The sequence below is a fragment of the Gluconobacter albidus genome, from assembly GCF_002723915.1.
In the GTDB taxonomy this organism is placed as follows: Bacteria; Pseudomonadota; Alphaproteobacteria; order Acetobacterales; family Acetobacteraceae; genus Gluconobacter; species Gluconobacter albidus.
The window spans coordinates 375,270-393,544 of sequence record NZ_BEWL01000001.1 but is presented as its reverse complement, the minus strand read 5'-3'; the positions used below and the strand labels follow the sequence as shown (position 1 = coordinate 393,544).

Below are 18,275 nucleotides of genomic sequence, written 5' to 3'. Positions count from 1 at the left end.
GGCTATGAGATCCGTTCAGTCAGGATAAGGGTAGGATAACGCATCTGCTGCCCGGCCTGCCGGTCGGGTCGACGGCTGGCATAGGCCTTGTGTTTCCGGCTCCAGCCGGCCTTTTTGGTCCAGCTCAGGCCCGACGCGATGCCAGCACTTTTCAGGATGTAAGGAACTGCCCCACCACGGGCATCGCGGCCGCCTTTCAGAGCCTGAAAGCCACGCTCTGCTTTCACAGAAGGGAAACGGCTTCCCATGCTGCTGCGGACGCTCTCCACGATCTTTGGATCGACGCGGACTTTCTGGCCACCAACGTCAATCTTGCGGGCATAGGGCATCGTGTTGACGATCCAGACTGTCGATCCCGTTGGGATCTTCGCAGCCGGCTGCGTCCATTCCTTTTCGTCGACCAGGATGGTCCAGCTCTTGCGGAAGGCCCCGCTCTTCACGGGTGAGCGCTTGCGGCATTCTGACAGCGCCCAGTTCGCGGCCTGTGCCAGATCACTGAAGACATAAGTGATGATCCCGCCATCGAGGCGGACCTCTTCCTCCAGGCGCCCCAGCTGCCCATCGACACGGGTCGTATACGCCCCCGACGCCAGTCCCTGGTGGATGGCGTCATCGCGCAGGCTCCGGCTCTCCTGCGCCACAAGGGCATGAAGGGCCGGGCTGGAAAGAGCGGCAGTCGTGTTGATCGCAATCTGCCGATGCATCACTTCCGACCATTTCAGAGCAGATGACCGTCGCCTCATGATGCTCTCTGCCGCTCCTGTTTTTCGACCCATCGGCGAATGAAAACTTCGTCCATCAGAACGATACAGCGATCGAGCAGGGCCATTTCCTGCATGGACATCCCATGGTGTTCGGCCCAGAGCTGCACGGATGACCAGGGGATCTGTCGGGGGCGGCCACTGATCAGACCGCCACCCATCGGCATCATGATGCCATGGGGCGCTTCATGGCGTTCTGAAGAAAGACGATGCCAGGCGCGCCAGATCCAGAGCCACTGCGGCTCCGGATCGACACGCACGGCATCTTCCCCCTCCAGGTCATCCCAGAATTCGGGGTATTCTCCCCATTCCAGCCACCATGCCAGCGCCCGCGTCAGTTTCCCGAAGCGGCCTCGGCCTGCTCAACCGCGCCGTTGGCGACGAGGCTGGCAGCCTCCCAGCAGCAGCGCATCAGGCGCGCATATTCGGGATCGGCAATCAGCTTTCCGAAGTCTTCCACCGAGACCTTCTGGGTTTCGGCATCGTCCGCATACAGACCGTCGACATCGAGGATCAGGAAGTCAGCCAGCAGGCCTGCGTTGATCGCGCGACGCACAGCGTTTGGAATGCGGGACGGATCATTGCGGAACTTCTCCGCAGCCACAGCCAGACGCCGGTTCTGCGCGTCGACAAAGGCGTCAGTGTAGCCACGCGTGCGGATCCGCAGGCCGGGGAACTGTTCGATATCGACCCAGACGCCGTCGTTGATGGAGGCACTGTCGATCTTGAGGTCTGAAAGTTTCGGCATGTGAATTTTTCCAGTCTGAAATGAGGGATAAAAAGCGCAGATTTCCGGGGATCAGCCGCCCGGAGCAACTGCCGGGATGCGCTGGATCTTGAAGGTGCCACCACCGGCCTGCGGATTGCCCTCGATGTCGAAGGTGGCGACGATCGAGGAGTTCTTGCTGCCGGCATTGATGACCGGATTGCGCAGCGCCGCATTCAGGAAGGTCAGGACGTAGCTGTTGCCGTCCGCGTCCTTGACCGTGGTGACGATCGGCCCCTGCGTGCCACTGGCCCAGACCTGATACATGTCCCAGGTCTTGAAGAAGATCTGCGCCGAGCCCGAAGCCAGCAGCTGACCGACGCGGATGCCACAGGCATCGGCATGGCCCATGCCGTAATCCGAACCCGAGCCATCACGATCGAGCGTGATCTGGATCTGCTTGACGCAGCCATCCGGAGCCACGCCGTTCACGGTCATGCCGACGAAGTTATCGACCGTGTTGAACACGCGGCCGGACGGCGCATCGGTGTAGGTTGCAGCCGGGTCGGCATCCGCCAGCGTCTGCTGCTTGCAGGAGAAGTCGAAAGACGTCGACGCAAAGCTGCCTTGGGCAAAGGTCAGCTGCGCCTGAGTGCAGTAGCTGCCCGGACGCACCACCCATTTGCCGTTCATCTTTTCGATGATGGTCCAGGTCTTCACGACAGGGCCATTCTGCGCGACGTTGTTTGCCCAGTCTGCGCCGAGCACGGCCGCCAGCATGTCGTCGTAGGTGCCGTAAGACAGCGCACCCGACAGTGTGCCAGCGACGGCCGTCTGCGTCAGGACAGCCTGCGCTGCCTCGATGTCGGCATTGATTTCGTCCGGACGCTGGGTCGTGTCCGTCGGCTTGAAGTTCTCACCCGTAAAGCGGGTGCGCTGGTAGTTTCCCGTGGCCGGGACGCCGTAATTCGGCTCCATCGCATAGGAAATCGCAGTATCGTTCGCCTGCGCGGCGGCCTGATAGCCTGCCGTGGCACCGGTAAAGGCCATGTTTCACCTCATAAAAAAAGCCACCCGAAGGTGGCTGCGTCAGGAATTTCAGGATGCCGGCAGGACGATGTCCTGATAGCGATAATCCACCATCAGGGAGAAGCGGACCCAGTTGCCGGTCTGATCGTCATCGGGCGGATCGAAGCCCTGATCGTCGTAGAACAGACCGGCAGGCAGCGGCGCGACCGGAACCCGGAACGCGACGGACAGAGCCTTGCGTTTCGTGACGGCGTCGATCGCGCCCGTTCCGCGCCGCACCATCAGGTGCAGCCAGATCTGGCCGGTTTCTTCGTCGACGATCTCGCCCATGCCCAGACGTCCGGAGGAGGCGCTGGCCGTCTCGAAATAGATCCACGGGCCGGTGTTCGTCTCTTGATCCTGTGCGAGTGCATCCTTGACCACCAGTCCCAGCGATGTGGCGGCGGCCGTGGCGCGGTCAAAGGCATCCTGCCAGACGACGGGAGAGGTCATGTTCCACCTGCTGCAAAAAGTTTCCAGCCGCAGAGCAGGCTGCCGTCATAGACAGGCGTGGCATCTGTCAGCGCGTATTGACGACCGCCATCCGTCAGGATGTCGGCATTCCGGGGTTGCCCGTAACCCGCTGCCGCCAGTTCGTCGTTCAGGGTCTCGGCCACAAAGGGCATGACCGACACGCCTGATTCCAGTGCGGCCGTCGCGGGCGGTGCGGCATAGGCCATCAGCGTGACCGGGTTGGCCTCGTTCGGCCGTGATAGCGTCATCAGCCGGCCTTTCTTGCGGATCTGCCGACGACGGCAGTCTGCCTGGTATCCCATCACGCCGTCCCCGGAGACTGGTAGCGCTGGACGAGGCCAGCCGCTTCAGGTGTCAGGCCACCCAGGGCAGGGTCAGGTGTGACCCAGCTGGTCGAGCCGATGCCCTGGGCACTTTCGGACTTCAGGGAAGGGTCACGGCCTTCCGCATAGTAGGCCGCTGCCGCAACCCTGCGGACAGCGAGCTGGATCGGCCGGGGAATGTTCCCAAGAAGCGCCGTGCCATCGTCCTGCGTGGCCGGAAGCTGGTATCCGGCCTCATAGGTGATCTCATAGCGCCCCGGATGCCAGAACGGGCGCTCCGCATCCGGCCGGAAGATCTCGCCGGTTTCATCCGCGATGACGAGACCGTCGATTTCATCCTGAGACAACGCTGTCCCGTTGCGGACGATCCCCAGAACCTTCTGGACAGGGTAGGCCGCAACCAGAAGGGACAGGGTTCGTGGGAAGTGTCGGACAAAGATCTGATCCTGCCAGGTCTGGGACAGGATCGGGCGGCCGATGAAGACCAGAACGGCCTCGGTCGCATCCAGGAGATGCCGCTCGAGGGGATCGAAGGCCTGGGCATCCGTGATACCCAGATCCGTCATCAGATCCTGCACGGATGCCAGGGGAACCGTCGCAGGAGCCGATCCGATGGAAATGCTCCTCATAGATCGTCTCCTCCGTCAGATCAGCCGCCAGTCGGGGCACCGGTCTGCAGGGCCTTGATGGCCGTGCCCGCCCCCGGAACGCCACCACCAAAGCGGGCATATCCGAAGTAAGCTGTCTGCAGCGCATCAGCGTAGCGCTCATTCAAACGCACCACCGACAGGCCCTTTACGTTGCGGAACTTGTAGTTTTTGAAGTTGCCGAACAGCATCGCCTTATTGCCGGCCGCAATGTCGGGCATGCTCTGGTTGATGTTCAGCGGCGAGCCCGCGAACATGTCGGGTGCGCCAGCAGCGATGGACGGCGACCACAGCGGACGGCCCTCGTTATCCTTCAGCTTGCGCAGAGCCTTGAACGTCATGTCGTTCAGCATGAACGAGGCGCCCTGACGATAGGCGGGGTCAACACTGTGCTGCAGATCGAGGATGTCGTCATAGCCAATGGCGACGGTTGCCGTGGTGGGGCCTACGCCTGCGGCCGTGCACACACCCTGCGGCATGTTCGTGCCAGTCCCATTGGTCAGATCGTCTGCCAGCGTGCGCCCGAAGCGGGTAGCCAGAGCGCCGCGCAGGAAGGCATCCAGATCCAGGAAGGAATCCTGCATCAGCGTCCAGGGGACCAGAACAGCATCCGTGGCGTATAGATAGGCCAGGATGCTGGAGATACCGAACTTCATGTCGCTGGTGCTGATCGTGGTGTTCTCACCGATGATCTTGGCACGGGCAGACGTATCGTCATTGGTCGGCCAGGGCAGCGGGGCTCCTGTTGCGGTCGGGATTTCGTCAAACAGGTCCAGTGCCGTGAAATAGGCTTTCAGGGCCACCAGCAGCTGATTTTCGAAGAGCGGAGGCACGAGATAGCCGCCAGCCTGACCGGTCTGTGTGCTCTGCGCTGCCCGGAGTTCGGTGCCGAGCTGCGCCTGGCGCATTGCGAACAAGCGGTCTTCACCGGAAAGGTTGTCCATGCCACCACGAAGCCAGGCACCGAAGACGCGGACTTCCTGCGTCTCACGATCGCGCTGTTCGTCAGTCCCACGGCCTTCCTGTTCGCCACGGGCCGCGATCTGGCCGACCAGTTCTGCTTCAGCCGCATCTGCGGTCTCGATGCGGTCGATCCGCGCCTTGAGCTCGTCAGCCTCGGCCATCATGGCATCGAACTGGGCACTCTGTTCGGCAGTGACGGTCTCGCCGTTGATCAGGGCGCGGGCGTCAGCAATCAGCTTTGCACGCTTGGCGCGCAGTTCCTTGGAACGCATGGGTATTCCTGTTTTTGCAATGAAGGAGGACCTGCCGCGCAATGTTGGCGGCATTCTAGAAGGGTCATGACCTGATGCCGCCTCGCGTGGAGGTCGGTCTGGACATGGTCAGAGTGCGTTTTCGGCCTCAGCCAGACGGGCCATACGCCGGCGCGACGCAAGGGCAATTTCCCCGGCCTGTGCGAGCAGGTCCTCGGGCGGCGGCTGTGTTGCCTTGGCTGCGGGCGAACTACCGCCGGAGCGGTCATCATCGACGATGACGTCCGCCAGACCTGCATCCAGGGCCTCCTGGGCCGTGAACCAGGTCTCGGCATCCATCTGGGCCGAAATGGCGTCGACGCTTTGGCCGGTCTTGCCCGAATAGAGCGCCGCCATCTGGCCGTCGATCTTGGACATGACACCTGCCGTTGCCGTCATGTCGGCCTTGTTGCCGATCACAAGCCCCCAGGCGTTGTGGATCATCATGAAGGCATTGGGCGCGATCGAGACCGTATCGCCAGCAAGGGCGATGTAGGAGGCAGCCGAGGCAGCCAGACCGTCGATGATCACGTTGACTGCGCCATCATGCTGCTTGAGCGACGAATAGATGGCGAGGCCGTCGAAGACATCGCCGCCCGGGCTGTTGATCCGCAGATTGATCGGTCCGGGACCGACCTGCGCCAGCTGGCCGGCAAAGTCCTTGGCCGTCACACCCCAGAAGCCGATTTCGTCATACAGCAGGATCTCGGCCGGCTTGCCGTCAGCCCGTGGCCGGCTGCTCAGGGTCTGCGGGAGCCCTGCCTGCGTGAAGGCCAGAAGGGCTCGGTTCGAGAACCGGCCTGCCTGGGCATCATAGCGTTTCATTCCTGTTGCCCTGGTGAAGGTGGAGGAACAGGCGAGGACTTGTCTGGCCCTTTTGCCGCCTGTGTCGTCAACGGCACGTTGGTGCTGTTGATCAGCGGGGTATCGCCGCCCGTTACAGGTGGACGATTTTTCTTCCGGCGTGCCTCGTTGATCGTGCTGACACCGCTGGAGATCTCGCTCTGCATGACTGTCGCGGTCTTTTCAGGATCCATGGAAAGCAAACCATCACGGTCAAATTCCACGAAAAGACGGGTGTTCGAGAACAGCTTGTAGTTCAGCTCGCTTTCGATCCGGCGCAGGTCCGCATCAAGCGAGAAGATCAGATAAGCCAGCGTGTTCTCGGACAGGCCCGTCCCCCAGGACGACGTCTTGTCCGTCTCGTTCAACAGATGCAGGGGCACACCGAAGAAGCGGGAAATATCGGCCACCTGATAGCGTCTGCCCTCGATCGTCTGGAGATCCTGCGGAGACAGCTGGAAGGGCGTGTATTTCGACCCTTCATCTGCGATGACGGTCTTACCCCAGTTGGCGACACCGGAATGGGCTTCCTGAAGCTGGCGTTTCAGGCGACGAAAGCCATCATCCGACATCTTGCCCTGCACCTGCATGATGCCGCTCGGCATCGAGGCATTCTGATGGACCCGGCCCGTGCGTTCTTCCATGGAGCGCGCCAGCCCGACAGAGCCACGTGCGAAAGACTGGATCCGGGACAGACCCTTGATCCCGTCAAAGCCCGGACCGGGAATGTGCAGCATGTCCTCCTGGTGGAGGACCTCACTGTTGCCGTCATCATCCGTGCAAACGTAGAAATTGACCCCACGCTTGCCCGGAAGGCGCACCACCTGAACCTGCCAGGGCATATAGGCGTCAAAGCCGATGACCCGGCCTGCGCCGTCATAGCGGATTGCGCTGTAGTGGTTACCCCAGAGCAGGACATTCACGCCCCAGAGTTCCCGCCAGGAGAAGGCTGTTAGAGAACGTCCTGGAAACGGCGCCGTCTGAAGGAGCGGCATCAGCCGGTGATTCGACAGTTCTTCGCGCTGGCCATCCACCGAGAGGCGATAGATTTTCAGGGGCAGTCCGGCGATGACGCCAGCTTCCAGCGTCACGCAGCGATAGACGGCCGAGCAGGCCATCGCCGTGCGTTCGCTGGTAGGCGGGATCCAGTCATCACTGGTCCCCGGCAATCCCAGAAACTCGCTCCAGTTGCCGATGTCAGACAGTGGCGTACTGGGGTTTTCGAGGATCTGCGCCAGGACGGGCTCTCTGCGCTCCGGAAGAGGACGTTGAGAACCGCCGAAAATACTCTTCAGGAATCCCATAGGTCCTCACGGTCAAAAATGCTTTTCGGTCCGGGTGGCTCCGGGTTTTTGGACATGCAGGCCACGGCATCGAACAGCGCCATCAGAGGATCAATCTTCTTTCCGCCCGCCAACTGCTTGGTGATTTCGATGTTGTTGCCTTTGGCCTGGGCTTTCGCATTCCCAACGGCCCAGGCCATGATCGGCCGGCCGCCATGGTGGAAAGAGCCATCTGCCAGTTTGCGCTCGAGCGTCTTGATCGGTCCGGTGAGCTTCCAGCCCTGACTGACACCGACGATCTGGCTTTCCTCGATCTCCTGCCGGCGTAGCTCGAAGACGATCTCCGCCACGCCAGCCGGGTCGAGCCCGATCAGCGCCAGTTTTCCCGACCGGTTCAGATCCGCGGCGATTTCGCCCAGTTCGATGATGTCGTCCTGCATCGTTGTGACCAGCACGAGATCACGCTGTTTTTGGAAATCGAGATAACGGGGCGCTTCTTCCTTGCGGGTCTTGAGGACGTCGCAATAGACCCAGCTGCGCTGCCAGTGCAGCCACTCATCGGTCTCGGCATCGCAGCCCAGAACGGCCATGGACAGGAAATCGTCCAGGCCGCCACCGTCGATCCCCACGACCAGGACACTGGAGCGTCTGACCACATCGTCCAGGGTGAGGTTGGGATCCCCTCGCTGCTCCCAGTATTTCGCGCCTGCCCAGGCTTTCTCTCGCAGGGAAAGCCCGACCTGCACATTGAGGTGCTTGGCCATCCAGACCCGAAGCGGGCCTTCGCCAGCTTCTTTCTGCTGGTCAAACTGGCTGATCAGGAACTCGGTTCCGACCGACAGGCCGAGGTTCGGATTGGTGACGTACCAGTAATCCGGATCCTTGTGCTTCTCAGCCTCAATCAGCGCGGCCGGAAACTCGTAGATGACCGGGAAGAACTTCCTGTTCTGGATCTTCCCGTCGCGGACGGAGCGGGCATAGTCCAGCTTTGATTTGAAAACGCCGGCTGGCTCTTCCTCTGACTGGGTGGTCAGATAGATCACAAAACCTTCAGGGCGCGACGAGATGCCGCCCATGGCTTCCATGAGCATGTTCTCGCCTGTCGGCTTCTTGCCAAACTCCCAGAGTTCGTCGACGAGAATGCCGGTCGCCTTCTTGCCGACCACCGACTGACCGTCAGCGGCCACGACCTTGAGCGTCGCCCCGGTCTGCCGGTGGGTGATGATGCGGTTGTACTGCTGGACGTGGAAGATCGCGTCCAGATCCGGATCGTTCAGGACCATGTCCCGTGCCGGTTTGAAGGCGTTGTCAGCCGCTTCCTTGGTTGGTGCCAGGATCAGAAATTCAGCCGATCGCCGCCAGTTCAGCACCAGCTGGGTCAGCATGACGCCGGCTGCGATGGTCGATTTGGTGTTCTTCTTGCTGACCAGCAGGAAGAACTCGCTGATGTGTCGAACGCCGGTTTCCGGATCGTAGGACCCGAAGAAGGATTCCGCGAAGTCCTTCAGCCATGGCCGGCAGGATTCCCCGATTGTCGGCTCGCCCATCACGTCGACGAGCTTCAGGGCATTGAAGACGTCCATGCCCTGTTTGGCAGCCTCAGGGAAAAGCGGCGGGCAGGGGATGATGCTTTCGCCGGCGACAATGCGCTTTTCCCAGGTGGGGCACGCCGTTGACCAGGTAAGCGCAGGAATGACAGGAGCCTGCTTGAGAGCCTTGCGCATTCCGGTCCGGCGCGATGCCGGTTTCCGCCCCCGAGAGCTGACTTTAACTGTCCCGTCGCTTGCCATTGTTCACTACCAGTTTGGGTTGAGTCATGGGCGCAAACTTCCCAGAGGATGCAGTATCAGCAGCATCTTTGAGCTGCTCCTTCTTGCCCTTTTTGCTGGCCCCTTTGCCGCCGAGCAGCGCGACGGTCTGCGCGATCGTCTTGAGCGAATTGGCCCGGATCGGGTGACTGATGGCTTTCAGCATTGCCTCTTTTCGGCGCGGGTTTTCGTCGTCCATCGTCTCAATTTCGATTGCTTCAGAGATTTCGCCCTGGTGCGCCGTGATCTGCTCCAGTTCGTCGGTCATGCGTTCTGCCAGGCAGAGCAGGCGGCCCTCGATGTCGTCCGGGATGGCTTCTGCGATGATCGGGGAAGGGCGTTTTGGCGTTGCTGTTCCAGAGTGCGCAGCGGTGCGCACTTTTGGAGTGCGAGTGCGCACCTTTTGCGCACCTGTTTTCTCCCATCCTTCAGACGCGATGCGCTTGCGCAGGGTGCTTTCGGCAATCCCGAATTGCTTGGCAATCTGGCGATTTGACAGGCTTCCTACGCAGTAGGCGCTGGCAATCTCCTCCCAGTTTGCGGGCGGTTTTTTCGACATTCTGGACCGTCCTGCGCAGGATGGTGCGCACCTCATTTCGTAATTTCAGGAAAATTTTTCACGCGTGGAACTGGCGCGGTTACGCCCCTGGGGTCGGGCCGAAGATTTGACCCGCCCCCCCCTCAATCCGTACCGTTTCGGTCGCCTTTTGGGTTGAAAACGCGAGAAAATGACGGTTTTCAGCCGTTTTTCACCAGCTTTTCGCCGCGCGCTGCGCTTTTGCCCGCGCCGTCTTGGCCGTGTGGCACGAGCCGCAGAGCAGCTGGACGTTCGCCGGATCGAGCTTGGCGCCGCCGTCCTTCAGTTCGACGATGTGGTCGCCGAAGATCCGGCAGCCAGACCGGCCGCAGCGCTCGCAGACGCGTCCACGCTGCTTGAGGATGGTGCCCATCAGGGCGCGCCATTCCTTCGAGACATAGAACGCGTCTGCGCGCTTGGGTGGTTCGTGGGCGATGCTGGTGTCCAGCACTGCCAGCCCGCTGTTGATGCAACGCAGCAGTGCCATGATGCTTCTCACTATTATTTGTAACTACATTATATCCTTGCTCTATGGATTATTCGTAGCTACATCAAGTTCATGAAAGTCGAGTTCGATAACGCCAAGTGCGATAAAACCTTGTCTGAACGCGGTCTCGACTTCGCCGACGCTGCTGCCGTTTTCGAAGGCATGACAGCAACCGCGCCGGACTTACGAAAAGACTATGGCGAAGAGCGTTTCATTACGGCCGGGATGTTGAATGAACGCCTTGTCGTGATGGTCTGGACACCACGTGGCGATGCTCGCCGCATTATCTCCATGAGGCATGCACATGAACGCGAAGAACAACAGTGGAAAGCCAGAATGGGTTGATCCGGACGATGCTCCGGAACTCACCGATGCTTTCTTTGAAGCCGCGACCGTTCGGAACGGTAAAACGGTCGTGCGTCGCGGACGTCCGACTAATCCGCATCGAAAGCAGCAGGTCACATTGCGGCTGGATGCTGACGTTCTGGACGCTTTCAAGCGGCAAGGTGCTGGTTGGCAGACAAGAATCAACGAGGCGCTTAAAGCCTCATTGTCTCATTGAGACGGTGCAATGACTGAATACCTTGGTCTCGTTCACAAAGATCCCGATAGCGATTTCGGTGTCAGTTTCCCAGACTTTCCGGGCTGCGTAACAGTTGGTGATACATTGGCTGAAGCACACGTCATGGCCTACGAGGCTTTGGCTTTTCACATTGAAGGAATGATCGAGGAAGGATGTGACATGCCAGATCCATCATCCTTCAAAACTATTATGCGGGATCCGAATAACGAATCGGGTATGGCATTCATCGTCAGAGTAAGGCTGCCTGAAGACGATACTCAGTCCGTATGTCAGCTCAGAGACTATGCTTGTTGATTCTGAAACGTGACAAAGCGCCGTTAACTGCGAAAAGCCGGACATTGCTCCGGCCTTTTTTTATGCCTTGGCAATGTCCAAGGGAACCTGAATGAACGCGCTGTCCGGAGAGGCGCGCTCATGGAAACGGATGTAGCTGCGCGATGCGTTCACCTTCACCGCGTCAGTGATGGCCTGCATGGCGCGCTTCCATTCATCATCGTCGATCGAAAGCCGGCGCAGTCCGAGGATCTTGGACACGTTCAGCTTGCCTTCTTTGCCGACGTCAAAGGCATCGGTGACGACGGCGCGGATATTGGCGTTGCCGCCTTCCGTCCAGCGCGTCAGGCAGCTGTCCACCAGTTCCTTGGCGATCTGAAGCTCTGGGCCGAACGTGATGGTGTCGCTGATGGCGATGGTTACGCGCTCGCAGCCGTCATAGGTCGCCAGCGTCAGATTGCCCTTGGCACCGCCCTTCTTGGCTCCGTACTGCTCCGCCAGAAGATCCAGAAAGGCGCGAATGTCGCTGTCTGCATCCTCACGAAACTGGCGCATGCCTTCACGGATGGTGCGGGCGCGCTCGAATAGCTTGCGCACCAGCTCGTCCTGAAGCAGGTCCTCCGGCTTCACGTTCGCCCGTGGCACCAGACGGCCAGCGGAATCCTTCATGTAATCGTCGGGGTTGTGGCTCATGCCTGTTCTCGCTTGCGATCGGCCTCGATTGCGCGGGCGCGGCGCGCTTCAGCGGCTGCCCAGATCTTCATTCCCGGCATCCGCGCATGCTGTGCCGTGCGCTCGTATCGCTCGGCTGCGCGGGTCCAGAAATCGACATGCTCCGCCTGGATCTCTTCAGGCGTTTCGGGGCGGCGTCGGTATCGAGTGCTCATTTTGCTCTCCAGTAATGGCCGACGCTGCCTTTTCGTGAGGCGTCAGTCTTTCAGGTAATTGCCGCCACCGTCGCCTTCGCGGACGTGGGCGTAGCGTGTCGTGGTCTTCAGGTCGGAATGTCCCAAAGTCTGCTGGACGACATGCGCGGGTGCGCCATTGTCCAGGGCGTGTGATGCGTGGGCGTGCCGGAACCAGTGCGCCGAGGCATCTGGCAATCCGGCACGCTTCGCCGCCCGCTTCACGAGGCGATGTGCAGCTCTCAAGTGAAGCGGGCTCCCATCGTGGCCGGGGACAACAGGCGTTTCAGGACGCCAGTCGTCAGCTCTCACAGCCACGATCTCTTTCCACAGCTTTGCGGGAACAAGCACATGGCGTGTCTTGCCCCCTTTGCCGAACACGGAGGCCACGCCTCCCTGCTGACGCCGTGTCATGTCTCGCCAGGTCAGGCTGCACATCTCCGAGATGCGCAGTCCCATGAAATACAAAACGCGGAGGGCGACCCGCTTTCGCGGGCATTCCTCCATGTCGATGACGCGCCGCACATCCTCTTCCGTGAGGATGCGCTCACTGAGACGATCTCGCCCACGATCGAGACGGAGCGCCGCGCCAACGTCTACGTCCAGAAAACCGACGCGGACCCCGAAGGCCAGAGCCGATTTGACGGAGGCCAGCTTTCGGCGGCGCGTGGCGTCCGATCCCTTGAGGCTGTCAAACCAGCCTTGCAGGTCATCCAGCACAACATCCGCAAGCGGCTTGTCGGCCCACTGGCGAAAGGCATCCACGTCCGCACGATAGGCGCGGGCCGTGTTCGCGGAGCGGTTGTGAAGCCACATATTCACGAGGCGATCGTCATCAGAGATACGGGGCCTTTTCGCGGCCGTTGCTGGTGCCATTGGCCCAGTTCTCCGACAAGTCGTTGAATAATAAGGATTTCCGATCCTGCGGAGACCCTGAAAAACCGTCAGATAACAGGTATTATCTGACGGGTTATGAACCCTTCTGACGGGTTATCTGACACTCTGTCTTGATAGGCTTGTCAGATAACTCCGGGTTATCGTGTCGCCTTTCGCGCCTGTCAGTCGGATGGTGAGCCACCCTTCTTCCGACCGCGATCACCGAGCTTGGGCCCGCGCGCCAGAGTGGATTGATACAATCCGGAGCGGCCAGTCTCGATTGCCTGGGCTTCACTGTCCCGACACAAACTGGCGAGGATTTTTCGCATGACTGAAGGGCTGACCTGCAACGTGCAGCTATCCCAGCCATTCTCGCGCCAGCGATGATCTGTGCAACGGACAACCGTTGTCCCTGACAGCTGAAGCGATTTTTCGCGCCGACTGTCCCAGAGGAAAACATCAGCGCGATGAATGAATGTGCGGTTGAAGATGACGGGCACGCAAAGCGCCCGTTTCCCCTCGACCGCAAGCACACAATAGTGCTGCGCGCCGCGACGGCACACGTCGCCTGCGCTCGCAGGGGCGAGTGTCCGCATTTCTGATTCGCTTTTGGGAGAGGGGCGAAAACGCCAATAAAAAAGGCGTGGACCTTCAATGGTCACACGCCTTCGTAGAGCTTAGATGTTTACTGTCCGTTCCTGTTTCAGGTCAATAGCTAACTATGCTTGATAAGGCTGATCAGGAACCTTCAACTTAGCTCTGCATTTCAAAACTATCTTCTCCAGATCATCGACCAGCAATCTTTGGAACTCAGCATGGCGCGCTCGATGGTGAGCTGCTTCAGCGAGGGAATTTCTTACGGCCTGTGATGAATGGTCACTTTCTCGTTCGACCCATTTATCGAGAACAGAAGCTTGAAGTTCTTCTGCCAAGATATCTGCTATTTGCTTATCTATGCCTCGGATATTAAAATTCATACAGTAAGTATCTTCTATTTCTTGTATTATATCAGGTATATCAGAATTTGTCTCCCGCGTTCCTAATATTTTGTTTTCATTAGATTTTAGCCATGTTGTAAGTTTTGATAAAGACGATCTTCTCACATCATAAAGGCTTATTAAATATTGGTTTGCAGCAATGTCCTTTTGGGCCTGTGTGGCATCTTTTGCTTCGACAGAGACTTTATATGCCACCCAGGCAACTAGAGCTGGTGCAGCTGCTTTTAGCCCATCCCAAACAAACCCAAGAATATCTACAAAGGTCCAGTCTGGAATATGCCAGAAGCAGTTGAACATCATCTCACAACCTGTTTTGTAAAAACATCTCAGTTCGTATCATAATAGTCTGTGACTTGCTCGAGCAGCAACTCGACTGCACCTGTCATGCCTTGACGATTCTTACCGTACAGTTCTGCGATTTTCGCAATGGACAGCCCGTCTAGCACCAGAAGAACAAGCAAATCGGCTGCATATCGCCCCAAGGTTCGGCGTATGCCTTCACAGCGTGCCACTGCCGCAGATCGCGCCAGTAACATGTCTTCTAGCGTACCCTGTCCGTTTGAGCGTCGCTCCGGATCAGACGCGCCCATAATGCCCGTTTCAAAATCCCGCGCCCATCGTTCGGCATTATCTACATGCCGCTGTGTAATCTTCCCGCTGCGGAGGAGGCTATACAGCCCGACACCGCGTCGAATGACTTCGACAGGTGGTCTGTCTTTTCCTAAATCCAGCTCAGTTAAGGTGAAGCGGTTAGCCCAAGCCCCGACAAGCGGGACGATGTTTTCTCTGATATTTTGAGTTGCCTCAGTGGCAGTAGTCATTTGCATTCCACGTTCATGTGGGGTTGCGCTTCATAAATCGGCCGTCGGCATCCCGGTTCGAGGTGAGCCGAGCCAAACGGGCCTGGAGCGTGACAATCTCCAGGGCTTGATCCGCGACAGTCAGCTCCAGTGCCAAGGCAGCATGCTGCGCCTGGTCACGTTCAGAGCGGACCGTGAGGAATTCAGAATGGGTGAAAGAGGCGAGGGCTCTCCGCAGCGCCTTCATGCGGCCTGCGCCTGCGGGCGGTACCAGTCCAGATATGCATCGCGCTCAACGGGGCAGGTAGGCAGGTCATGGGTCTTCGTCAGTTCCAGCCAGTCCCGTTTCACGGCCGAGAAGTCCCGCTTCAGGCGGAAGGCTTCATTCCAGACCCTCTGCGCCCTGGCATAGACTTCCAGCGCACGATCTTCCCAGTCTTCCCGAGCTACTGGCTCCGGGGAAGGGGCGGTTGATACGCCCGCCTGATGATCGGCCCAGAACCGCTCGATCGGCTTGCGGAAAGCGCCCATTTTGTAAGCAGTGTCGCCATTCAGCGCCATTTTCTCGGCATGCTGCTTTACAGCCTCAACCAGCACATCGGCTGGAACACCATCTCGCAAGAAACGGCCGCAGATGCTCTTGGCGAACCCGGCCTGGCCGTCTGGCAGGCGTCCAATCTTGAGGACGCGGGCGACGGTCTGGGAGATCAGTGCTTCCGAAATCTCCAGGGCCGGTTTGTCGGTTTCGGTTTCTGCCGGTTTCGTAGAATTAGAATCAGAAGGGGATATATCTTTCTCTAATTCTAGATCTACGGAAAACCCGGAAACCGGTTTTGAAACCGAAACCCCGGAAACCAAAACCGCTTTTGAAAACTGGCTTTGGTTTTCAGTTTCCGAAACCCGCCCACCCGACACGGCCGACAGCAAACGCATTTCACGCTGTGCGATCGCTTCACGCTCCCGCCGCGCATAAGCCTCTTCCGGCTTCTCGCCCTGGCGCGGGCGTCCCCCCTTCGCAGCATTGGCGCGAGAGGTCATCTTTTTTATAGATGCCCCTGGAGCGAATTCTCCCGCGTCTTGACGCTCCTGAAACTCTTCCAGGCGACGTTGCTTTTCAGCACGGGCCTGAGCCCGTTCTTCACGACGGATCTGCCGTTCCACGAGGTGCGGGCTGTAGAGCGCGCCGTCTTCGTCTCGCAGGATGAACCGGGTGAACTCGAGTTCCGGCAAGACGCGACGCAGCACCTCGACGTTCTCGCACGCCAACTGCGCGACTTGAGCATCGTCCAGCGCGCGACCGCCAATGCGGAACACTACGTCACGGGCAGATTTCAGAGCGTCCATCAGAGAATGGAACACGCCGCGCAACTCGGCCGGTAGAACCTTCAGGAACGCCATGGCAGGAATGTCGTCACGATCAAACGTGACGGGGATCTGGAGCGTCATGCCGAGGCTCCTGTCTTTTCTATCCCGCGCACGATCTTGAGAGCATGATCGACAACGCGGCGCAGCTTGGTCAGCTCATGGCCAAGGCTGTGGGCTTCATCGACCGTCACGATGCCATCCGCCAGAACGCGGATCGTCATCTTCATGGTATCGTTGGCCTTGTCCGCCACGTCTTCCATGATCTCGGCTACATCGCCATGACCCAACTGGATCGGCGTCAGATTGTAGCCAAGCTCATGCGCCATGGTCTGGAGAATGAAAGGCTCCTGGGCGAACTCGTCCAGCACGATGGCGATATCGACCGGGGCTGTCGTTGTTGAATTCCGGTTCTGATACTCCGAGATCCGGGCACGACCGACGCGTGTGACAGCTGCGGCGGCATCGATGCCGCCAATCGCACGAACGGCCAGTTGCGTGGCTGTCTTGAGGGCGGGGGCGTGATTCATGGCTTCACCCCCGCAGCACGATCGGCCATCTTGCGCGCATCTATAGCGAACGGAGCGAGGACACATGGCTGACGAATGGAAACTGAAGGAAGACGGAAATCTCGATATCTCAAGCCTGACGGGTTTCCGCACGGTGGTAATTCAGGACGGTGCTGTCGTGCTGCAGGTGAAAGCGGCCACAGCGCCAGAGCATTTCCCGGCGGGCGATAAGCTCGAGCAGTTTTCCCTGTCCCCGCAAACGGCTGCTGAACTGGGACGCGACCTGCTCGACGCTGCCGAAATTCTTCTCCAGAAACCCAAAGGCGAGATGCATTAAAGCCCGCTGATTTTACCGCATCCTGCGCAATACTTTTTTGTGAGCAGCAGTCTGATCCAAGCACACGCGAGAAATTGTCGGAAATGCTCACACTGCTGCTCCAGTAAGCACAGTCGAGGACTCGCATCCTCGACTGTGATCGTTCATCCTGTGTTTCTCACAACCAACAGGAGACGATTTGCATGTATGAAATCGGCAGCTGCGAAAAATGCGGAGCGCAGTTCGAAGCCAAAGGCGAGCGCAACCATTTTCAGTCAACTTTACTCGATCGTTTTTCCATGAAACGTTGCTTGGATTGGCATGATCAGAATCCCGGCTTTGAAAACGATAGGCAGGGCAGCATCGGATGCCAATTTGCAACAAAATCTTGTAACGAAATGACCGCAAACTGGCCTCGTCGCTAAGATCCGGCCAGCCTGCGACGAGAATGTGGGCGATAAAATGTCGCCACCGTACATAGGACCAGCCTCTGACAATAGGCTGACTATCGTGATCGTCCCGGGTGGTTACTTCAAAAATCGGAACGAATAGCCTGCTCTTTAACGAAAACTGCAAGAAGGGAGAGGTCTCACTCATCGCAAGGATCGGAGGTGAGATGAAAGACTGTAAGCTCAGCAAGACACCATCTTGCTGACGGCGGCATGAGCGGAGTTTACGTTTGAGGGTATGAAGGATGCTCATGCTGCTGCTCCCCTAGTCGAACCTTGCTGCGGATCGTTATTGGATCTTGTCGAAGTAAGCGGCACGAGAGCGTCCAGTGAGACATTCAGAGCTGACGCGACTTCTCTCAGCTTGTGCGTGGGGATGTACGAAGCCCCTTTCACCCACCGGGATACGGTTGGCTCGCTCATTTGCACTTGTGCAGCCAATTGAGTCTGGGTGATTCCGCGCTCGATGAGGATAGCTTTCAACGACATGCAGAAAATTTATTCTGATGAAACTTTCAGGTCAAGAAAGTTTTCATGTGGAGGTATCCCGCTTCTTCGCTTTAGCCGCCAAAATGGCAGCATGATCGAGAAAGAGCTCTCCCCTCAAGAAGTCGCCAAAAACCGTCACACTCTTCGGTTTGTTAAGGCATGGATGAAGCTCAAGGGATATACGCAACGAAAATTGGCTGAAGCATTAGATATGTCCGAGCCGTCAGTCTCTAAATGGCTGAATGGCAAGGTTAATATGACGTTATCGCAATTCGTGCGGGTAGCAGAAATTCTTGAAACTACCCCGGAATCTCTTCTCTTCGATCCTTCTGAGCTCGATATGTCACAGCGATATAAAGAGGCCGCTGCATTGGCAGCTAGCTTGGACGCTGGAGCATTTGATGCGTGGATCAATGCTGGAAAAGCAATGAAAGGAAAATAAGAAATTTCTTCTAATGAAATTTTTTATTGACCAATAAGTTTCT

General features: G+C 58.5%; 29 protein-coding genes. 6 read left to right on the top strand and 23 right to left on the bottom strand.

Translation table 11 applies throughout. The features are described 5' to 3' along the window. Window positions 1-2 precede the first annotated feature (2 nt). The 13 genes from GAL01_RS01900 to GAL01_RS01840 all read right to left on the bottom strand — a co-directional run bounded on the left by GAL01_RS01900 (window position 3) and on the right by GAL01_RS01840 (window position 10,230). Entirely contained in the window at window positions 3-743 is a 741-nt protein-coding gene (locus GAL01_RS01900) for a hypothetical protein (RefSeq protein ID WP_099253036.1), read from the bottom strand. Next, window positions 740-1,021, bottom strand: a complete 282-nt coding sequence (locus GAL01_RS01895) for a hypothetical protein (protein ID WP_062027681.1) — start codon at window positions 1,019-1,021, stop codon at window positions 740-742. The genes GAL01_RS01900 and GAL01_RS01895 overlap by 4 nt, the downstream gene beginning before the upstream one ends. Before the next feature lie 74 nt (window positions 1,022-1,095). Then, window positions 1,096-1,509, bottom strand: a complete 414-nt coding sequence (locus GAL01_RS01890) for a hypothetical protein (RefSeq protein ID WP_062027679.1) — start codon at window positions 1,507-1,509, stop codon at window positions 1,096-1,098. Between the two features lie 51 nt (window positions 1,510-1,560). After that, complete coding sequence (locus GAL01_RS01885; RefSeq protein WP_255308561.1) at window positions 1,561-2,517, bottom strand: phage tail tube protein; 957 nt, start codon at window positions 2,515-2,517, stop codon at window positions 1,561-1,563. A gap of 48 nt (window positions 2,518-2,565) precedes the next feature. Next, window positions 2,566-2,988, bottom strand: a complete 423-nt coding sequence (locus tag GAL01_RS01880) for a hypothetical protein (RefSeq protein WP_062033849.1) — start codon at window positions 2,986-2,988, stop codon at window positions 2,566-2,568. After that, window positions 2,985-3,311, bottom strand: a complete 327-nt coding sequence (locus GAL01_RS01875; RefSeq protein ID WP_062033847.1) for a hypothetical protein — start codon at window positions 3,309-3,311, stop codon at window positions 2,985-2,987. The genes GAL01_RS01880 and GAL01_RS01875 overlap by 4 nt, the downstream gene beginning before the upstream one ends. After that, window positions 3,311-3,961, bottom strand: a complete 651-nt coding sequence (locus GAL01_RS01870; RefSeq protein WP_062033845.1) for a hypothetical protein — start codon at window positions 3,959-3,961, stop codon at window positions 3,311-3,313. Before GAL01_RS01870 ends, GAL01_RS01875 begins: the two co-directional genes overlap by 1 nt. A gap of 20 nt (window positions 3,962-3,981) precedes the next feature. Next, the gene (locus GAL01_RS01865; RefSeq protein WP_062033843.1) at window positions 3,982-5,214 is read right to left on the bottom strand and encodes a phage major capsid protein; all 1,233 of its coding nucleotides are present in this window, start codon (window positions 5,212-5,214) and stop codon (window positions 3,982-3,984) included. A gap of 108 nt (window positions 5,215-5,322) precedes the next feature. Continuing rightward, window positions 5,323-6,057: a head maturation protease, ClpP-related gene (locus GAL01_RS01860; protein ID WP_062033841.1), complete on the bottom strand. Its 735-nt coding sequence runs from the start codon at window positions 6,055-6,057 to the stop codon at window positions 5,323-5,325. Continuing rightward, entirely contained in the window at window positions 6,054-7,379 is a 1,326-nt protein-coding gene (locus tag GAL01_RS01855) for a phage portal protein (protein ID WP_062033838.1), read from the bottom strand. Before GAL01_RS01855 ends, GAL01_RS01860 begins: the two co-directional genes overlap by 4 nt. Continuing rightward, a complete protein-coding gene (locus tag GAL01_RS01850; RefSeq protein ID WP_231865440.1) occupies window positions 7,367-9,082 on the bottom strand; it encodes a terminase large subunit in 1,716 nt (571 codons plus the stop codon). Before GAL01_RS01850 ends, GAL01_RS01855 begins: the two co-directional genes overlap by 13 nt. A gap of 43 nt (window positions 9,083-9,125) precedes the next feature. Then, window positions 9,126-9,725 (bottom strand): hypothetical protein, encoded by a 600-nt coding sequence (locus GAL01_RS01845; RefSeq protein WP_062033831.1) that lies wholly within the window; start codon window positions 9,723-9,725, stop codon window positions 9,126-9,128. A gap of 190 nt (window positions 9,726-9,915) precedes the next feature. Continuing rightward, a complete protein-coding gene (locus GAL01_RS01840; RefSeq protein WP_062033827.1) occupies window positions 9,916-10,230 on the bottom strand; it encodes an HNH endonuclease in 315 nt (104 codons plus the stop codon). A 72-nt stretch (window positions 10,231-10,302) separates the two neighbouring features. On the opposite strand from GAL01_RS01840, the gene GAL01_RS01835 reads away from it, so the two are divergent. The 3 genes from GAL01_RS01835 to GAL01_RS01825 are packed head-to-tail and all read left to right on the top strand — an operon-like array spanning window position 10,303 to window position 11,107. Further along, window positions 10,303-10,575 (top strand): BrnT family toxin, encoded by a 273-nt coding sequence (locus GAL01_RS01835; RefSeq protein WP_062033824.1) that lies wholly within the window; start codon window positions 10,303-10,305, stop codon window positions 10,573-10,575. After that, window positions 10,535-10,792 carry a BrnA antitoxin family protein gene (locus tag GAL01_RS01830; RefSeq protein ID WP_082790828.1) on the top strand — a complete coding sequence of 86 codons (258 nt, stop codon included), beginning with the start codon at window positions 10,535-10,537 and terminating at the stop codon, window positions 10,790-10,792. Before GAL01_RS01835 ends, GAL01_RS01830 begins: the two co-directional genes overlap by 41 nt. Window positions 10,793-10,801: 9 nt before the next feature. Then, the gene (locus tag GAL01_RS01825) at window positions 10,802-11,107 is read left to right on the top strand and encodes a type II toxin-antitoxin system HicB family antitoxin (protein WP_082790827.1); all 306 of its coding nucleotides are present in this window, start codon (window positions 10,802-10,804) and stop codon (window positions 11,105-11,107) included. Window positions 11,108-11,167: 60 nt separating this feature from the next. Here the strand turns inward: GAL01_RS01825 and GAL01_RS01820 are convergent, their stop codons facing one another. From GAL01_RS01820 to GAL01_RS01785, 9 genes are all read right to left on the bottom strand, one after another. Next, complete coding sequence (locus tag GAL01_RS01820; RefSeq protein ID WP_062033820.1) at window positions 11,168-11,779, bottom strand: DUF3164 family protein; 612 nt, start codon at window positions 11,777-11,779, stop codon at window positions 11,168-11,170. Further along, window positions 11,776-11,973: a hypothetical protein gene (locus GAL01_RS01815; RefSeq protein ID WP_062033818.1), complete on the bottom strand. Its 198-nt coding sequence runs from the start codon at window positions 11,971-11,973 to the stop codon at window positions 11,776-11,778. The genes GAL01_RS01820 and GAL01_RS01815 overlap by 4 nt, the downstream gene beginning before the upstream one ends. 42 nt (window positions 11,974-12,015) lie before the next feature. Next, complete coding sequence (locus tag GAL01_RS01810; protein ID WP_062033815.1) at window positions 12,016-12,867, bottom strand: tyrosine-type recombinase/integrase; 852 nt, start codon at window positions 12,865-12,867, stop codon at window positions 12,016-12,018. Between the two features lie 182 nt (window positions 12,868-13,049). Continuing rightward, window positions 13,050-13,463 (bottom strand): hypothetical protein, encoded by a 414-nt coding sequence (locus GAL01_RS01805; protein WP_231865439.1) that lies wholly within the window; start codon window positions 13,461-13,463, stop codon window positions 13,050-13,052. Window positions 13,464-13,586: 123 nt separating this feature from the next. Continuing rightward, complete coding sequence (locus GAL01_RS15430) at window positions 13,587-14,165, bottom strand: hypothetical protein (RefSeq protein ID WP_145995594.1); 579 nt, start codon at window positions 14,163-14,165, stop codon at window positions 13,587-13,589. A gap of 26 nt (window positions 14,166-14,191) precedes the next feature. Next, entirely contained in the window at window positions 14,192-14,686 is a 495-nt protein-coding gene (locus tag GAL01_RS01800; RefSeq protein ID WP_062033916.1) for a hypothetical protein, read from the bottom strand. 13 nt (window positions 14,687-14,699) lie between these two features. Further along, window positions 14,700-14,912, bottom strand: coding sequence for a hypothetical protein (locus GAL01_RS01795; protein WP_062033812.1), 213 nt, complete (start codon window positions 14,910-14,912; stop codon window positions 14,700-14,702). Then, window positions 14,909-16,111: a hypothetical protein gene (locus GAL01_RS01790; RefSeq protein ID WP_062033809.1), complete on the bottom strand. Its 1,203-nt coding sequence runs from the start codon at window positions 16,109-16,111 to the stop codon at window positions 14,909-14,911. Before GAL01_RS01790 ends, GAL01_RS01795 begins: the two co-directional genes overlap by 4 nt. Continuing rightward, window positions 16,108-16,557 (bottom strand): hypothetical protein, encoded by a 450-nt coding sequence (locus tag GAL01_RS01785; protein ID WP_062033806.1) that lies wholly within the window; start codon window positions 16,555-16,557, stop codon window positions 16,108-16,110. Before GAL01_RS01785 ends, GAL01_RS01790 begins: the two co-directional genes overlap by 4 nt. Window positions 16,558-16,621: 64 nt before the next feature. On the opposite strand from GAL01_RS01785, the gene GAL01_RS01780 reads away from it, so the two are divergent. Together GAL01_RS01780 and GAL01_RS15425 are read left to right on the top strand one after the other, a co-directional pair. Further along, window positions 16,622-16,873: a hypothetical protein gene (locus GAL01_RS01780; protein ID WP_062033803.1), complete on the top strand. Its 252-nt coding sequence runs from the start codon at window positions 16,622-16,624 to the stop codon at window positions 16,871-16,873. 182 nt (window positions 16,874-17,055) lie between these two features. Beyond that, the gene (locus GAL01_RS15425; RefSeq protein WP_145995593.1) at window positions 17,056-17,277 is read left to right on the top strand and encodes a hypothetical protein; all 222 of its coding nucleotides are present in this window, start codon (window positions 17,056-17,058) and stop codon (window positions 17,275-17,277) included. A 273-nt stretch (window positions 17,278-17,550) separates the two neighbouring features. Here the strand turns inward: GAL01_RS15425 and GAL01_RS16155 are convergent, their stop codons facing one another. Then, complete coding sequence (locus GAL01_RS16155; protein ID WP_062033799.1) at window positions 17,551-17,790, bottom strand: helix-turn-helix domain-containing protein; 240 nt, start codon at window positions 17,788-17,790, stop codon at window positions 17,551-17,553. Here GAL01_RS16155 and GAL01_RS01770 point away from each other — a divergent pair. After that, on the top strand, window positions 17,789-18,232 hold the full coding sequence (locus tag GAL01_RS01770) for a helix-turn-helix domain-containing protein (RefSeq protein ID WP_167383450.1): 444 nt from the start codon (window positions 17,789-17,791) through the stop codon (window positions 18,230-18,232). The genes GAL01_RS16155 and GAL01_RS01770 overlap by 2 nt on opposite strands. Window positions 18,233-18,275: the final 43 nt, after the last annotated feature.

Coding starts and splice junctions, on each gene's coding strand:
- GAL01_RS01840 (WP_062033827.1), bottom strand. CDS start 10,230: ATGGCACTGCTGCGTTGCATCAACAGCGGGCTGGCAGTGCTGGACACC.
- GAL01_RS01855 (WP_062033838.1), bottom strand. CDS start 7,379: ATGGGATTCCTGAAGAGTATTTTCGGCGGTTCTCAACGTCCTCTTCCG.
- GAL01_RS01880 (WP_062033849.1), bottom strand. CDS start 2,988: ATGACCTCTCCCGTCGTCTGGCAGGATGCCTTTGACCGCGCCACGGCC.
- GAL01_RS01885 (WP_255308561.1), bottom strand. CDS start 2,517: ATGGCCTTTACCGGTGCCACGGCAGGCTATCAGGCCGCCGCGCAGGCG.
- GAL01_RS01825 (WP_082790827.1), top strand. CDS start 10,802: ATGACTGAATACCTTGGTCTCGTTCACAAAGATCCCGATAGCGATTTC.
- GAL01_RS01780 (WP_062033803.1), top strand. CDS start 16,622: ATGGCTGACGAATGGAAACTGAAGGAAGACGGAAATCTCGATATCTCA.
- GAL01_RS01785 (WP_062033806.1), bottom strand. CDS start 16,557: ATGAATCACGCCCCCGCCCTCAAGACAGCCACGCAACTGGCCGTTCGT.
- GAL01_RS16155 (WP_062033799.1), bottom strand. CDS start 17,790: ATGTCGTTGAAAGCTATCCTCATCGAGCGCGGAATCACCCAGACTCAA.
- GAL01_RS01820 (WP_062033820.1), bottom strand. CDS start 11,779: ATGAGCCACAACCCCGACGATTACATGAAGGATTCCGCTGGCCGTCTG.
- GAL01_RS01900 (WP_099253036.1), bottom strand. CDS start 743: ATGAGGCGACGGTCATCTGCTCTGAAATGGTCGGAAGTGATGCATCGG.
- GAL01_RS01805 (WP_231865439.1), bottom strand. CDS start 13,463: ATGCGGACACTCGCCCCTGCGAGCGCAGGCGACGTGTGCCGTCGCGGC.
- GAL01_RS01770 (WP_167383450.1), top strand. CDS start 17,789: ATGCAGAAAATTTATTCTGATGAAACTTTCAGGTCAAGAAAGTTTTCA.
- GAL01_RS01830 (WP_082790828.1), top strand. CDS start 10,535: ATGAACGCGAAGAACAACAGTGGAAAGCCAGAATGGGTTGATCCGGAC.
- GAL01_RS01850 (WP_231865440.1), bottom strand. CDS start 9,082: ATGCGCAAGGCTCTCAAGCAGGCTCCTGTCATTCCTGCGCTTACCTGG.
- GAL01_RS01810 (WP_062033815.1), bottom strand. CDS start 12,867: ATGGCACCAGCAACGGCCGCGAAAAGGCCCCGTATCTCTGATGACGAT.
- GAL01_RS01890 (WP_062027679.1), bottom strand. CDS start 1,509: ATGCCGAAACTTTCAGACCTCAAGATCGACAGTGCCTCCATCAACGAC.
- GAL01_RS15430 (WP_145995594.1), bottom strand. CDS start 14,165: ATGATGTTCAACTGCTTCTGGCATATTCCAGACTGGACCTTTGTAGAT.
- GAL01_RS01875 (WP_062033847.1), bottom strand. CDS start 3,311: ATGGGATACCAGGCAGACTGCCGTCGTCGGCAGATCCGCAAGAAAGGC.
- GAL01_RS01835 (WP_062033824.1), top strand. CDS start 10,303: ATGAAAGTCGAGTTCGATAACGCCAAGTGCGATAAAACCTTGTCTGAA.
- GAL01_RS01800 (WP_062033916.1), bottom strand. CDS start 14,686: ATGACTACTGCCACTGAGGCAACTCAAAATATCAGAGAAAACATCGTC.
- GAL01_RS01870 (WP_062033845.1), bottom strand. CDS start 3,961: ATGAGGAGCATTTCCATCGGATCGGCTCCTGCGACGGTTCCCCTGGCA.
- GAL01_RS01865 (WP_062033843.1), bottom strand. CDS start 5,214: ATGCGTTCCAAGGAACTGCGCGCCAAGCGTGCAAAGCTGATTGCTGAC.
- GAL01_RS15425 (WP_145995593.1), top strand. CDS start 17,056: ATGTATGAAATCGGCAGCTGCGAAAAATGCGGAGCGCAGTTCGAAGCC.
- GAL01_RS01815 (WP_062033818.1), bottom strand. CDS start 11,973: ATGAGCACTCGATACCGACGCCGCCCCGAAACGCCTGAAGAGATCCAG.
- GAL01_RS01795 (WP_062033812.1), bottom strand. CDS start 14,912: ATGAAGGCGCTGCGGAGAGCCCTCGCCTCTTTCACCCATTCTGAATTC.
- GAL01_RS01845 (WP_062033831.1), bottom strand. CDS start 9,725: ATGTCGAAAAAACCGCCCGCAAACTGGGAGGAGATTGCCAGCGCCTAC.
- GAL01_RS01860 (WP_062033841.1), bottom strand. CDS start 6,057: ATGAAACGCTATGATGCCCAGGCAGGCCGGTTCTCGAACCGAGCCCTT.
- GAL01_RS01790 (WP_062033809.1), bottom strand. CDS start 16,111: ATGACGCTCCAGATCCCCGTCACGTTTGATCGTGACGACATTCCTGCC.